A 13,297-nucleotide genomic window follows, 5' to 3' on the forward strand; every position below is an offset into this window, starting at 1 on the left:
ACTGTTCAACGCCAATCAGGGGAAGGGAGCGTCCATGGAGGATTACGCGTCCGATGCGTCTCTGCGTAGCGTGCCCGTGAGTGGCCGCGACGGTGGGGTGCCGGCCGACGGACCCGTGCTCCGTGGAGTCACCCTGCCCCTGGACGCGCTGTTCGGTGCCGTCGAGCAGGAGTGGCAGGAGCAGGCGCTGTGCGCCGAAACCGACCCGGAGGCGTTCTTCCCGGACAAGGGTGGATCAACCCGCGAGGCGAAGCGTATCTGCCAGGCGTGCGGTGTCCGCGACGAGTGTCTCGAGTACGCACTGGAGCATGACGAGCGCTTCGGTATCTGGGGCGGCCTCTCCGAGCGTGAGCGTCGCCGGCTGAAGAAGCACCTCGGGTAGCTGGCACCGACCGTGTGCCCGATCCGCCCACTGACGTTCCCCGTGCCGGTGTTCCCGGTCAGTCGTGGAATCGTGGGTCGATGTCTGCGGGATCGACGTTGAGGTGGGCGGCGACCAGCTGGGTCAGGATCCGTCGGAGCAGTTCCGTCCGTTCCCCGGTTCCGGAGCAGCGTTGCTCGACCGGTTTCCTGAAGATGACGATCCGCGCCCGCGTCGGCCGGCCGAGCGAATCCACGCCGGCCGGGATGACCCGTCCCAGGGGGACCGGTCCGTCGGCGGCGATCTCCTCGGGGAACACGGTCATGTCCGGGCGGAGGCGCATGCGGGGGACGGTGTCGACCGCGATGTCCAGGTTCCGGAGTTGCTCGGGGTAGGAGTCCAGCAACGGTGTGTAGGCGTCGACGACCGCGGCATCGAAGAGCTGGCTCGTGGTCCGGTACCGTGGTGTTCCCGGGGGGAGCAGCGGGCCCCGGGGTCCCCTGTCCCGACGGTTGCGGGATGACTGGACGGGCATGGGCCCATCGTAGCGGTGCCCACCGTCCCCGTTGAGGGGGCGCGCCGGGGGAGGGCACTACCTAAACCTCAACCTACGGTCTAGACTTTGTCCCCGTGAGCCAATTCCGACGCTGTTCCCGCCCGGGCTGCGGTAAACCCGCCGTGGCCACCCTGACGTACGCCTACGCCGAGTCGACGGCGGTGATCGGTCCGCTCGCCCCGAACAGTGAGCCGCACAGCTGGGACCTGTGCGACCACCATGCCGGCTCCATCACCGCGCCTCTCGGTTGGGAGCTCCTGCGTTTCAACCACATACACCCGGAGTTCGGTGACGACGATGACCTCACCGCCCTGGCGGAAGCCGTCCGCGAGGCCGGGCGATCCACATCCGGGCTGGTTCCGGACGGCTCTGGATCCGCGTCCCCGGACGACGATTCCCGGCATCCCGCCCGACGCATGCCGCGCATTCAGGCGGCCCGCCAGCGCCGCCGCTCCCACCTGCACGTCGTCCCGGATCCCCAGGAGTCCGTCTCCGACACACCCGGGGATCAGGAAGGCTGACGCGGCGCCGATTCCCGGAGGGTGGTGATCCTCCGTGCGGGTCGGGGCATACAGGGGATCACAGGCGGTTGATCCGGGGATGAAATCCCGTCCGCGGCTGTCCGCTGCCGGCGTGCCGGAAACCCCCGGGTATGATCGGGCGGAAACAAAAATGGATCCGGGGTGGCCGACACGTGAGTGTTCGACCAACCACCCCGGTGTCCCCGCAGCTTCTGCGCCCACTCTCGAAGGAGAACAAGCATGCGTACCCGTGATTCCGTTGACGCCGTCATCAAGGCCTACGACATACGTGGCGTGGTCGGGGACGGTATCGACGCCGACTTCGTCCACGACACCGGGGCCGCCTTCGCCCGGCTCATGCGCGCTGAGGGGGCGACGTCCATCGCGGTCGGACACGACATGCGCGACTCCTCACCCGAACTCGCGTCCGCCTTCGCCGCAGGCGTCGCGGAGCAGGGCCTCGACGTCGAGATGCTCGGACTGACATCCACCGACGAGCTCTACTACGTCTCCGGATCGAGGAGCTGCCCCGGTGCGATGTTCACCGCGAGCCACAACCCGGCGAAGTACAACGGCATCAAGCTCTGTCGTGCGGGGGCACGTCCCGTCGGTCAGGCATCGGGCCTGGCGACCATCGCCGATGATCTCGTCGCCGGAGTACCGGAGTTCGACGGGACCACGGGGGAGATCACGGAGACCGACGCCCTCGCCGACTACGGGGCCTTCCTCCGGTCCCTGGTGGACCTCACCTACATCCGTCCGCTCACCGTCGCGGTCGACGCCGGCAACGGCATGGGGGGACTCACCGTACCGGCGGTCTTCGAGGGGCTGCCGGTCGACGTCCGTCCGCTGTACTTCGAACTCGACGGCACCTTCCCCAACCATGAGGCCAACCCCCTGGAGCCCGCGAACCTCCGGGATCTCCAGCAGTTCGTCCTCGACACCGGAGCGGACATCGGACTCGCGCTCGACGGCGATGCGGACCGGTGCTTCGTCATCGACGAGAAGGGGAACCCAGTCAGTCCCTCCGCGGTGTGCGCGATCATCGCGGAGCGCTACCTGGCCGACCGTCCGGGGGCGGCGATCATCCACAATCTGATCACCTCCAGGGCGGTCCCGGAGATCATCGCGGAGAACGGTGGACGCGCCGTCCGCACCCGGGTCGGGCACTCCTTCATCAAGGCCACCATGGCGGAGGAGAAGGCCGTTTTCGGCGGTGAGCACTCCGCGCACTACTACTTCACCGAGTTCTTCAACGCCGACTCCGGTCTGCTCGCGGCCATGCACGTTCTGGCGGCGCTCGGACACCAGGACTCCCCGATGAGCGAGATGATGGCCCGGTACGACCGCTACGCGGCCTCCGGGGAGATCAACTCACGCCTCGAGAACTCGGCCGCGCAGACCGAGCGGACCGAGGCAGTCCTCGAGGCGTTCGCCGACCGCACCGAATCCGTCGACCGCCTCGACGGGGTGACCGTGCGACTCGCGGGTACACCAGCGTGGTTCAACCTGCGGGCGTCGAACACCGAGCCGTTGCTGCGCCTGAATGTCGAGGCGCCCGGCGACGGGGAGGTCGACGCGCTCGTGACCGAGATCCTGGGGATCATCCGGGCGTAGCCCGTCACCGGGGCTTCGGGTACCGGCGTCCGGAGGCGGTTCCACGCTACCCTGGGGGGGCGAACCGCACCGGTGGAGCGCCGATGTACGGGACGGGCGGCTCCTCCCTCCTCCCGGACTCCGGTGTCGGCGACTAGCGTGCAGAGAGGATCCCGGTCATGGAGAATGCCACGTACGAATACGACTGGTCGGACGGATCACGGTACGACAGCGACGCGGTCAGGTTCTTCGATGTCGCCCACGAGGGAGCCCAGGTGAGGTGCGTCGCCGGACTGATCGCGGACGGCGCACTCGACGATATCGCCGGTACCCGTCCCAGGAGCGTGATCATCGTCGTCGGGGATCTGCTCTCGAAGCGGGCGGCTCAGCTCGCGGTCGCGCTCCGTTCGCCCCTGCGGCAGCCGATGGTCGTGACCGGGGTGCTCCCCTCCTACGCCGGCCCCCTGGATGTCGTCATCGTCGCATCGGGACACGTCGATGACCCTGAGCGGGCGCGGGCGCTGTCCGCTGCGGTGGGACGTGGGTGCCCGACCGTACTCATCGCCCCGTCGCGGGGTCCGCTTACGACCGACGCTCCCTCCCGCGTGACCGTGGTCCCGGAACCCCCCACCGTGCGGGCGAACTCGCCCGCACGGGTCACCGCCACCGTCGATGCGGTTCTGGACCTGCTGGAACAGGATCGCGCGCTCGTCATCGAGTCCCTCAAGCGGGTCGCCGACGAGATCGACGCCGAGCTTGTGGCGTTGCGGCCCGAGCGCGATGAGGTGGTGAATCCGGCCCGTAGACTCCGGGACAGCGTCGCGGGGCGCACCATCATCCACTCGGCCGAGGGGCCTGTCGGTGCAGCGGTCGCCGATGTGGTCTCCGCGATCTGGGACTCCGCGGGTCTGCCGGGGGCCGTCATCCCGCAACCCGAACTCGCGGTCGCACTGCCTGCTCTCCGTCCGCGGACCGCGGACGTTTTCCACGACCCCTATCTTGACGACCAGCCTGCGATGCTATCCTTGAGGATCGTCGTCTGGGCCGTTGATGACACCCAACTGCCCGATGCTACCGCCCAGGGCTGTGGAGAACCGGCACCGGGCGAACTCGCCGGCGCGCTGCGCCTGACCACCCGCGGCTGGGCCGCTTCCATCTACCGCGCCACCGAATGAGGACGTGACTTCAGAACCATGCATCTGCTGACAGGTACGGTCCGAACGTATCCGTGGGGCTCACGGACAGCCATCGCGGAACTCCGGGGCCTTCCGACACCGTCCCCCCGGCCTGAGGCTGAACTGTGGTTCGGATCCCATCCGGGAGGCTCATCGACGGTCGGGGACACCCCGTTGATCGACATCATCGCATCCGATCCGGAGGCGGCCCTCGGCGGCCGGGTCTGCTCGCAGTACGAAGGTCGGTTGCCCTTCCTGCTGAAGGTCCTCGCCGCGGCTGAGCCGTTGTCCCTCCAGGCGCACCCGTCCCTCGAGCAGGCGCGCGAAGGGTGCGCGAGGGAGGACGCCGCCGGAATCCCCCGGAACGCGAACAACCGCAACTACCGCGACGACAACCACAAACCCGAGCTGATCGTCGCGCTCACCGACTTCGAGGCGTTGGCCGGATTCCGGCCACTCGCCGAGACCCTCCGGTTGTTCGACGCGATCTCGTGCCCCGAGCTGGCGCGCTATCTGACGATGCTGGACAGCGACCCGGAGCATGAGGAGACGAACCTCCGTGCACTGTTCACCACATGGATCACCATCCCACCCGCGACCCGGATTTCCCTGATAGAGAAGGTCACGGAGTGCATCAGGCGGACCATCCGGCAGAACGACGCCGAACCCTGGATCCTGGACGTCCTCCGGAATATCCTGGCACTGGACGAGCGTTACCCCGGGGACGTCGGGGTGCTCGGCGCTCTGCTGCTCAACAAGATCAACCTGAATCCGGGAGAGGCCGTGTTCCTCGACGCCGGTCAGCTGCACGCCTACGTCTCCGGCATGGGCGTGGAGATCATGGCCAACTCGGACAACGTCCTGCGTGGTGGGCTCACCTCCAAGCACGTCGACGTCCCGGAACTCGTCCGGGTTCTCACCTTCCGTGCCCTCGGGGACCCCGTCGTCCACGGTGAGGTCGCCGGTGAGGCCACGCACTACCCGGTCCCGACCTCGGAGTTCGATCTCACCCGGCACAACCTGGCGCCGGGCTCCTCCACGGTCGTGGAACATGACGGCCCCGTCATCGCCTTGTGCACCGCGGGCCAGGCCACGGCGGGTCACGGGGTCGAGGATGAACCCCTCGTACTGAAGCCGGGTTCCGCGCTCTGGATACCGGCCTCGGACAGCGCCGTCACCGTCTCAGCGCCCGACGGGGCGGAGCTGTTCGTGGCGAAGGCCTGAGGGCCGCCTATACCGGATCATCCGCCGGGGCGGGGGGTGCGGGTGTCCGCTCCGCCGGCTTCCCGGTGCCGCCGGACCGGGTGTCCGGGACATCCGCTGCGGGAGATGCCGGAGCATCCTCCACTGGTGCGTCGTCGGTCGGGACCAACGGTGGCTCAGGTGGCTCGATGACCGGGGGCGGAAGCTCCTCCTCCGGATCCACCGGACCCGGCTCCGTGGTTCCCGTGGGATCCGGCCCGGCGGTGGGGGTGGTCGTCGCGGTGGACGGAGCGCTCGGCGTCGTGGAGGGCGCCGTGACCTCGGTGGTCGGTGTCGGTGACGGCGTCGGCGTCTCGGTTTCCGGTGTCGCCGGACCGGGTGCCGCACCCGTCGACGGCCCCGGGGCCGTCTCGTCACGGTCGGGGACCGGTTCCACCGCGACCGGTCCCGGCTCTGCCGGGGGCCGGAACGACGTTGTCGGGCTGACGGATCTGGTGCCCCGGGGAACCGGGGCGGGGATGTGCGCATTCGGCGGGAGCAGCGGATCCGACCTGTCGACCGTGACCCGTCCCGTCGCCGGCGGACGGGCCTCGACGGGCCCCTCCCTCGGGTCCGTGGCGGTGGAGGTCGTGGACAACGGTTGCGTCGCGTCGGTGGGATCGGTCGGTGACGTGGCTCCGGTCGTGCCCGTTGGGGCCGGTGTTGCCGACTCCCGTGCCGATATGGCTAAGGTGGGGGCCGGAGCCGTTGACCGCCAGACACCGACGCCTATCGCGATCGCGAGGAGACACCCGGTGACGATGAAAACGATGATTCCACCCGTTTCCCGCTTCATCTTCTCTCCTCAGAACACCTCGGCAGGGGCCTGTGGTGCCTCGTGGTACTCGCTGGTTCTTCGGTGCCGCATGATCCGTCACCGGTCCACCCGTGATGAGCCGTCGGTCGGATCGGGGCGGAAACCGCAGGTGGCGGCTCTGTGACAGTAGACACTATCACGGTGCCCGGATCGGGGAATCCCGGTCAGGGACGTTGTTACCCTCGAGAGAGCAGGAGAAGTCCAGATGGGCGCATGGGACAACAAGATCCTCAACGATCCGGTCAACACGGATTTCCTGGATGAGCTGGCCACCCTCGACGACGACGAGATCGTCGAGGCCGTCGCGGACGCGTGCAAGCTGCTGCTGGGGGACCCGCACGTGACCGACGACGACCGGGTGAACGGACAGTGTGCGGCGACGATCGCCGCGATCTGGGCCGGGGCCCCGTACTCCGCCGGGGACGTCGTCGAGGAATACCCCTTCATCCGCGAGCTCATCGGCAGCGGCGATGAATCGCTGTACGATGACGCGACATCGGTCCTGGAGGAGGTCGATGAGGAGTACGACACGGAGCCCTACATCGAGGCCCTCGGCGTCGTCGCCTGAGCGCCGTTCACCCGACCCCACCCCAGGAAAAGACCCATGATCGTCAGCATCGAAGGCATCGACGGAGCCGGAAAGAACACTCTCGTCACCGAACTCAGGAACCGGACCGGAGCGGACGTTCTGTGTTTCCCCCGCTACGACACGTCCCCGCCCGCCCGGCTGGCCGCGAGGGCACTGCACGGGGACATGGGTGACCTCACGGATAGCGTTCACGGAATGGCCACCCTGTTCGCCCTCGACAGGTACGGCGCACGGGAGGTCCTCGACCGGTTCCGGGACAGCACCGACGTCATCATCCTCGACCGCTACGTGGCGAGCAACGCCGCGTACTCCGCGGCACGGGCCCAGGATCCCTCGTTGTGCGACTGGGTCGCCGATCTGGAGTTCGGGGAGCTGGGCCTGCCCGTGCCGGATCTCCAGGTACTCCTGGACACACCAGTGGATCTCGCCGCATCGAGAGCTGAATCCAGGGAGACGGCTGACCGTTCCCGCACCCGGGACCGCTACGAGCGCGACCGTGGTCTCCAGGAGCGGACATCGGCCGTCTACCGTCGGCTCGCGGAACAGTCGTGGCAGGGACCGTGGCTCTCCGTGGAACCGGGAGACGCCGGTGAGGCCGCTGCGGAGGTCGAGTCCCGACTCAGGGCGGTGCGGATCCACGGCCACGCCCGGCAGGTCTGAGATACCGGACCTGACCGCCAACCCTGGGTAGTATCGGGGGAAGGAGCCGTGCGGCGCCCGTATCGGCGGCAGCTGACCCGGACACCGGGTACGCCACCGGACAATCCCGGACAACACGCGAAGTAGGACAGATGAACGCCAAGATTCTGGTGGTCGATGATGACCCCGCCATCTCCGAGATGCTCACCATCGTTCTTCAGGCCGAGGGATTCGACACCGTCGCCGTGATGGACGGCGCGCAGGCGGTGGCGGTCGCCGAGCGCGAACAGCCGGATCTGATCCTGCTCGACCTCATGCTCCCCGGCATGAACGGGATCGACATCTGCCGCGTCATCCGGCAGAAGTCCACGGTGCCGATCGTCATGCTCACGGCCAAGACCGACACCGTGGACGTCGTACTCGGCCTCGAATCCGGGGCGGACGACTACGTCAACAAGCCCTTCAAACCGAAGGAACTGGTCGCCCGCATCCGAGCCCGCCTGCGCAGGACCGATGACGAGCCGAGTGAGGTGCTCGAGGTCGGCGACCTCACCATCGACGTTCCGGGGCACATGGTCAAGCGGGGAGACGAGGAGATCCAGCTCACCCCCCTCGAGTTCGACCTCCTGCTCCAGATGGCGCGCCGCCCACGGCAGGTGTTCACCCGCGAGGAGCTTCTCGAGAAGGTCTGGGGGTACCGGCACGCCTCGGACACCCGGCTCGTGAACGTCCACGTGCAGCGGCTGCGGGCCAAGATCGAGAAGGACCCGGAGAATCCCCAGATCGTCCTGACCGTCCGGGGCGTCGGGTACAAGACCGGCGCCGGGGAATGACGACACCGGTCCTCGGGGCCACCGGATCAGCGGGATGAGGGAGAGGGACAGTTTTAAACAGTCAACTGATGGGCGTACGGCAACGCCTGACGGAGTCATGGCGTACGTCACTCCAGGTTCGGGTCATCGGATCGATCCTCGCCGCGTCAGCGGCGGTGGTCCTGATCCTCGGACTCGCCATGGTGAGTATCGTCGCCCAGCGACTGATCGACGCGAAACTGTCCATCGCCACCTCTGAGATCGACCGGGCCCGGGCGATCGTCGAACAGCAGGTCGCGGCGACGGACACCTCGAACTCGACCCAGGTGCGCATCAATTCCGCCCGAGCGGCCCTGACCAACAGGGGCACCGGCGGAACCGCCGAGTCGGTGGCGGTGTTCGAACCCGTCCTGGTGGTCGCCGACGGCGGGAATGTCGTCGCCACGTCTCCGGAGGCGTACCGGATCCCGGACCGGCTCCGGAGCTTCGTCTCCCAGGGGCAGATCTCCTACCAGTACTCCACCATCGACCGGGTCGACGGATCGATCTACAAGGCCCTGATCATCGGGACACCGACGGAATCCGACATTCCCGGTCTCCAGCTGTATCTCGTCCTTCCGCTGGAGAATGAGGAGGCGACACTCGCTCTGATGCGCGGCCTGCTGTCGTTCGGCGGCGTGGTCCTCATCGTTCTCCTCGTCGGAATCGCCTGGTTGCTGACCCAGCAGGTCACCGCTCCCGTCCGGTCCGCCTCGAGGATCGCCCAGCGTTTCGCCGCGGGCCACCTGCGGGAGCGGATGCGGGTCGACGGCGAAGACGAGATGGCGCGGTTGGCCATGAGCTTCAACGCCATGGCGGAATCGCTGTCGAAACAGATCCACCAGCTCGAGGAGTACGGTAATCTGCAGCGCCAATTCACCTCGGACGTGTCCCACGAACTGCGCACCCCGTTGACCACCGTCCGGATGGCCGCCGACATGATCGCGGACCGCGCGGATGAGCTTGACCCGTACACGCGGCGTGCCGCGGAACTGATGGTCCGGGAACTCGACAGATTCGAGTCCCTGCTCGCGGACCTGCTGGAGATCTCCCGGCACGACGCCGGCGTCGCGGACCTGTCCGAGGAGAGGATAGATCTGCGCACCTGCGTCGCGGCGGCGTGGCAGCAGGTGAAACACCTCGCGGAGGAGCTCGGGGTCGAGGTCGACTTCGACCAGCCCGCCACTCCGGTGACCGTCGTGGGCGATTCCCGCCGGATAGAGAGGATCCTCCGGAACCTCCTGGCCAACGCCGTCGACCACTCGGAGGGGGAACCGGTGATGGTCCGCGTCGCGACAGGCGACAACGTCGTCGCCGTCACCGTCACAGATCATGGTATCGGCCTGAAACCGGGCCAGGAGGAGCTGGTGTTCAACCGGTTCTGGCGGGCCGACCCCTCGCGGGTCCGGCATTCCGGGGGCACCGGGCTCGGACTGGCGATCTCCCACGAGGACGCGGTCCTGCACGGGGGTTCCCTGGAGGCCACCGGCGAGGTCGGCGTCGGCTCCTGTTTCCGGCTCATGCTCCCCGCCACCCCGGGGACGACGTGGAGCGGTCAGCCTCCACTGCCGCTGGCGGTCGACCAGGACGGTCCGGAACCGGACCGGACCGGGACACCGGTGCCCGCCGGACACCCGGACACCGGAGTGTCCCCGTCCCCCGTCACCACCGGGGAGGAAGGTGAGCCCAGTTGATGGAGCATCGACGTCTCCGCCCGCTCATCGCCCTGACACTGGTCACCGCGTTGGTCGCGGGATGCACGAGCCTTCCCGGGGATTCCGCGCCACAGGCCATCCGTCCCTTCGAGCGGACGCACCCGACGGAGGACGAGCTGGCCCCGGTACCGGGGCAGGAACCCGATCTGCTGTTGCGCGGATTCTTCACGGCCGCGGGCAACCCGGCGCAGAAGCATCAGGCGGCACGAGGGTTCCTCACGGACTCGACCGCGGCGAAATGGGACGACACCGCGTCCACCCTGGTCCTCGACCGGATCGACCTCAACGCGGAACCCGGGGCCACCGAGGACTCGATCTCGTACAAGGTCCGCGGAACCGTGGTGGGCACGCTCGCCACCGGGGGCGTGTACACCCCGGAGAACGGCGAGTACGAGGCGACGATGCAGTTGAACCGGGTGAACGGTGAATGGCGGATCTCGGCGTTGCCCTCGGGGATCATTCTCGAACGCACGGAGCTCCGGAACAAGTTCAGCCCGCATGAACTGTTCTTCTTCGCCCCGACCGGGAAGTTCCTGGTCCGAGACCGCCGCTGGGTCTACAACGGTCAACCCTCACTGGACACGGCTCTGCTCTCCCTGCTGATGGAGGGGCCCCAGGCGGATCTCGCTCCGGGAGTGGTCGACGAGATACCGCCGGACGCCGTGTTCACGGGCGCCGAGGACGGGGTCTACCACTTCACCGGTTTCGGTGACCTGGACATCGATCAGCGGCACCGCTTCGCGGCACAGGTGGTGTGGACCCTCGCGCATTCAGGTACCCGCGGTCCCTACCGGGTCGAACTCGACGGGGCCCCGATAGACCCGGCCCACGACGCGTTGACCGTGGAGGACGTCGCGGAATTCAACCCGAATGCGTTCGCCGGTGCGATCAGTCCGCTCTACGCGCTGAACGAGGGGTCACTGATGCTCGTGGACGGCACCGACGCGCGGCCCGTGGCGGGGCCCCTCGGGGTGGCGGGGAACATCGGATCCGCGGAGATCTCCTCATCCGGCGGCGTGGTCGCCGTGGTGGAGAACCTGGGCGGAGCGGGCGCTCCGGGTCAGCCGACGTCCGTCACCGCGGCCGGTGGCCGGGCATCCTCGCGGCTCCTGCTCGGACCGGTCGGCGGGCAGACCGCCGAGGTGCTCACCGCGGGAACGTTGACCCGCCCCAGCTTCGAGTACGAGGCCACCGCACTGTGGACCGTCCTCGACGGTCGGACCGTCGCCCGCGTGGCGCGTTCGACGTCGACGGGGGAGCTGTCCCAGGTGGAGGTCGACGCCAGTGCTCTCGATGAGCCGGACAACGGGGGCGATGAGCAGCTGATCTCGGTGCTCCGGCTCTCGCCGGACGGTGTGCGGGTCGCGATGATCCGCAGCGGCCGGGTGTGGGTCGGGACCGTGGCGCGACCCGCACCGGGGGAGCGGAAGATCGTCCGGCCGGTCGAGATCGCACCGGCGATCGGGGACACCGCGCTCGCGCTCTCCTGGCAGCAGGACGGTTCGCTGCTGGTGGGTACGTCGTCACCGGACACTCCGGTCTGGCGGGTCGAGGTGGACGGGTCCGCTGTGACGTCGTTGCCGACCGGAAACCTCACGGCACCGATCGTCGCCGTCGCCTCATCCCCCAACACCCTCTACGTGACCGACGCCCGCGCGATGCTCCAGCTGCCCGCGTCGACGAATTCCGCGGCGTTCTGGCGGGAGGTCCCGGCGCTCCAGGGGACGCGTGCGGTCCCCGTGGTCGCGGACTAGGGCGCGGGCCGGGTCGGAGAGCGGGGAGTCCGGGTGCTGGAGCTTCTGCTGCCGAGACGCTGTGCGGGCTGTGGCGCCGCAGGGGTGACGTTGTGTGAACCCTGCAGGATCGAGTGGAGGCGGCCGCCGTTCCGGGTCGACCCCCGGGTCGATCCCCGGGTACCGGTGTTCGCACTGGGGCCGTGGGGTGGGGTGCACCGGTCGACGGTGATCGGGATCAAGGAGCGCGGCAGGAGAGACGCCATCCCCGAGATCGGGGCCGTACTCGGCGCCGCGATCGGATATCTCACGGCCCGGGGGGACCTGCCCGCGACTCCCCGTCCGGTCCTCTCACCTGCACCTACCCGTCGCAGGGCGGCCCGGCTACGGGGCGGGGACACCGTCGCCGCGATCTGTCGGGCGACCGGATTCGGTGTGGTGCCCCTGGTCCAGCTCGCCCCCTCGGTCCGCGATTCGGCGGACCTCGACGCCGCCTCCCGCCGGACGAATCTGTTGGGCGCGGTCAGGCTGGTTCGGCGCGTGGGCGGGTGGCCGGAGAGGGTGGTGGTCGTCGATGACGTGGTGACGACGGGGGCAACCGCAGCTGCCACAGTGGAGCGTCTGTCAGTCGCCGGAATACAGGTCACGGGGGTGGTCGCACTTACCGCTGCTTAGCTATCGGGGGTATCCCGCCCGATGGTTATGACCGGCAGGTAAACTTGAGGTTGCAGTAGTTCCCGTCACCGTGGACGTCGTGGGTAATCCCACCCACTTCTGTGCGGTGGCCGATACCGGGAGGTAAGAGCAATGACCACGCCTGCTGACAACAAAGACGGCCTGCGTCCTGAGACTCAGGTGAGCATCACGGGCCGTAACGTGGAGGTTCCGGAGCACTTCGCGGAACGCGTGAACTCGAAGCTCGCCAAGATCGAGCGCCTGGACCCGACGTTGACCTTCTTCCACGTCGAGCTCCAGCACGAGCCGAATCCGCGGCGCAGTGATCAGAGCGACAAGATCCAGATCACCGCGACCGGCAAGGGCCACATCGCCCGCGCCGAGGCGAAGGAGGACAGCTTCTACACTGCCCTGGAAACCGCCCTCAGCAGGATGGAACGGTCACTGCGCAAGGTGAAGGCGCGCCGCAAGATCAGCCGCTCGGGACACCGTGCGCCGCTGTCGACCGGGGAGATCGCCGCTGAACTCACCGCCGAGGCTAACGCCCCGCAGCAGGAGAAGAAGGGGGAGTTCGACGTCGATCCCTACGCGGACAGCGTGCAGGACATCGTTCCCGGCCAGATCGTCCGTACCAAGGAACACCCGGCCGTCCCGATGAGCGTCGATGATGCCCTGTCGGAGATGGAGCTGGTCGGACACGACTTCTACCTCTTCGTCAACGAGGAGAACGGCAGCCCCTCTGTCGTCTACCGTCGCCGCGCGTTCGACTACGGTCTGATCACCCTGACGGAGCCCGGCGAATGATCGCATAGAGGTGCGTGTGCAGC

The 13,297-nt window shown here is 68.1% G+C and carries 14 protein-coding genes; 13 read left to right on the forward strand and 1 reads right to left on the reverse strand.

Features of this window, described 5'->3' with window-relative positions; genetic code table 11:
- Positions 1 to 34 precede the first annotated feature (34 nt).
- Positions 35 to 382, forward strand: a complete 348-nt coding sequence (locus JIM95_RS06970) for a WhiB family transcriptional regulator (protein WP_234034355.1) — start codon at positions 35 to 37, stop codon at positions 380 to 382.
- Between the two features lie 58 nt (positions 383 to 440).
- Here the strand turns inward: JIM95_RS06970 and JIM95_RS06975 are convergent, their stop codons facing one another.
- Entirely contained in the window at positions 441 to 896 is a 456-nt protein-coding gene (locus tag JIM95_RS06975; protein ID WP_200255953.1) for a metallopeptidase family protein, read from the reverse strand.
- A 95-nt stretch (positions 897 to 991) separates the two neighbouring features.
- Between JIM95_RS06975 and JIM95_RS06980 the strand changes: the two genes are divergently transcribed.
- The 12 genes from JIM95_RS06980 to hpf all read left to right on the forward strand — a co-directional run bounded on the left by JIM95_RS06980 (position 992) and on the right by hpf (position 13,274).
- Positions 992 to 1,438: a DUF3499 domain-containing protein gene (locus tag JIM95_RS06980; protein ID WP_200255954.1), complete on the forward strand. Its 447-nt coding sequence runs from the start codon at positions 992 to 994 to the stop codon at positions 1,436 to 1,438.
- A gap of 240 nt (positions 1,439 to 1,678) precedes the next feature.
- The gene (locus JIM95_RS06985) at positions 1,679 to 3,055 is read left to right on the forward strand and encodes a phosphomannomutase/phosphoglucomutase (RefSeq protein ID WP_200255955.1); all 1,377 of its coding nucleotides are present in this window, start codon (positions 1,679 to 1,681) and stop codon (positions 3,053 to 3,055) included.
- Positions 3,056 to 3,213: 158 nt separating this feature from the next.
- Positions 3,214 to 4,209 (forward strand): hypothetical protein, encoded by a 996-nt coding sequence (locus JIM95_RS06990; protein WP_200255956.1) that lies wholly within the window; start codon positions 3,214 to 3,216, stop codon positions 4,207 to 4,209.
- An 18-nt stretch (positions 4,210 to 4,227) separates the two neighbouring features.
- Entirely contained in the window at positions 4,228 to 5,433 is a 1,206-nt protein-coding gene (gene manA, locus JIM95_RS06995; protein ID WP_200255957.1) for a mannose-6-phosphate isomerase, class I, read from the forward strand.
- A gap of 167 nt (positions 5,434 to 5,600) precedes the next feature.
- Positions 5,601 to 6,392, forward strand: coding sequence for a hypothetical protein (locus JIM95_RS07000; protein WP_200255958.1), 792 nt, complete (start codon positions 5,601 to 5,603; stop codon positions 6,390 to 6,392).
- Between the two features lie 81 nt (positions 6,393 to 6,473).
- Complete coding sequence (locus JIM95_RS07005; protein WP_200255959.1) at positions 6,474 to 6,836, forward strand: hypothetical protein; 363 nt, start codon at positions 6,474 to 6,476, stop codon at positions 6,834 to 6,836.
- Between the two features lie 36 nt (positions 6,837 to 6,872).
- Positions 6,873 to 7,517 (forward strand): dTMP kinase, encoded by a 645-nt coding sequence (locus tag JIM95_RS07010; RefSeq protein WP_200255960.1) that lies wholly within the window; start codon positions 6,873 to 6,875, stop codon positions 7,515 to 7,517.
- A 131-nt stretch (positions 7,518 to 7,648) separates the two neighbouring features.
- Positions 7,649 to 8,329 (forward strand): MtrAB system response regulator MtrA, encoded by a 681-nt coding sequence (gene mtrA, locus JIM95_RS07015; protein ID WP_200255961.1) that lies wholly within the window; start codon positions 7,649 to 7,651, stop codon positions 8,327 to 8,329.
- 68 nt (positions 8,330 to 8,397) lie between these two features.
- Positions 8,398 to 10,041: an MtrAB system histidine kinase MtrB gene (gene mtrB / locus JIM95_RS07020; RefSeq protein ID WP_200255962.1), complete on the forward strand. Its 1,644-nt coding sequence runs from the start codon at positions 8,398 to 8,400 to the stop codon at positions 10,039 to 10,041.
- Positions 10,041 to 11,816: an MtrAB system accessory lipoprotein LpqB gene (lpqB, locus tag JIM95_RS07025; RefSeq protein ID WP_200255963.1), complete on the forward strand. Its 1,776-nt coding sequence runs from the start codon at positions 10,041 to 10,043 to the stop codon at positions 11,814 to 11,816. The genes mtrB and lpqB overlap by 1 nt, the downstream gene beginning before the upstream one ends.
- A gap of 207 nt (positions 11,817 to 12,023) precedes the next feature.
- Positions 12,024 to 12,470, forward strand: coding sequence for a ComF family protein (locus tag JIM95_RS07030; RefSeq protein WP_234034356.1), 447 nt, complete (start codon positions 12,024 to 12,026; stop codon positions 12,468 to 12,470).
- A 132-nt stretch (positions 12,471 to 12,602) separates the two neighbouring features.
- Positions 12,603 to 13,274, forward strand: coding sequence for a ribosome hibernation-promoting factor, HPF/YfiA family (gene hpf / locus JIM95_RS07035; protein ID WP_200255966.1), 672 nt, complete (start codon positions 12,603 to 12,605; stop codon positions 13,272 to 13,274).
- Positions 13,275 to 13,297: the final 23 nt, after the last annotated feature.

The sequence above is a fragment of the Corynebacterium antarcticum genome, from assembly GCF_016595285.2.
In the GTDB taxonomy this organism is placed as follows: domain Bacteria; phylum Actinomycetota; class Actinomycetes; order Mycobacteriales; family Mycobacteriaceae; genus Corynebacterium; species Corynebacterium antarcticum.